Source organism: Polaribacter sp. Z014, from assembly GCF_023555435.1.
Classification (GTDB): Bacteria; Bacteroidota; Bacteroidia; order Flavobacteriales; family Flavobacteriaceae; genus Polaribacter.
In genome coordinates this window covers 1-902 of sequence record NZ_JALCZP010000102.1, presented here as the reverse complement: position 1 = coordinate 902, position 902 = coordinate 1, and the positions used below count along the sequence as shown (strand labels likewise).

At 34.1% G+C, this 902-nt stretch carries 1 protein-coding gene; it reads left to right on the top strand.

All coding sequences use genetic code 11. The features are described 5' to 3' along the window. Positions 1-902 (top strand): thiamine pyrophosphate-binding protein (locus MPF19_RS19110; protein ID WP_502925280.1); only part of this gene is annotated, 902 nt, incomplete at both ends.

Here is a 902-nt window from a genome sequence, read left to right as displayed (position 1 = left end):
ATTGGAAAAACAATAATGGGTAAAGGTTGTGTTACTGCAGATGATAAAACTTTTGAAGGTGAATGTGAATTACACGGTCAGCCAATTGGAGCAACCGGAGCAGATTATACAAAAACCTTATTAAATTTAGGAGCAAATCCAAAAAATCCCTTTGATATTTATGAAGACGTAAGTGTTTTTTATCAAAATTTATTAAAAGAAAAAACTACACAAGCAGCTGAAAAGAAAAAAGAAATTACTTCTTGGAGAAGTAAAAATGAAGCACTAGCAACTAAATTAGATTTCTTTTTATCAGGAGAATTACCTGAATTAGATTTTGAAGGAATTGAGCATAAAGCAGGATTAGCAACAAGAGCAGCTTCTTCTGGAGTATTAGGCTATTTAGCGGAAAAGGTAGAAAACATGATTGTTTCTTCTGCCGATTTATCTAATTCAGACAAAACAGATGGTTTCTTAAAGAAAACACACGCACTTAAAAAAGGTGATTTTTCAGGATCATTTTTACAAGCAGGTGTTGCAGAATTAACCATGTCTTGTATTGCAAATGGAATTGCATTACACGGTGGAATTATTCCTGTAGTGGCCACTTTCTTTGTGTTTTCAGACTATATGAAACCAGCGATTCGTTTAAGTGGAATTCAAGAATTGGGTGTAAAATATGTGTGGACACATGATGCTTTTAGAGTAGGAGAAGATGGACCAACGCATCAACCCGTAGAGCAAGAAGCACAAATTAGATTGTTAGAAAAATTAAAAAACCATAGCGGAAATCCTAGTTTTATGGCATTACGTCCTGCAGATTCTGCGGAAACAAGCGTTGCTTGGAAAATGGCGTTAGAAAATAAAAATACACCAACAGGTTTAATTTTATCTAGACAAGGAATTAAAGATTTACCAACCAA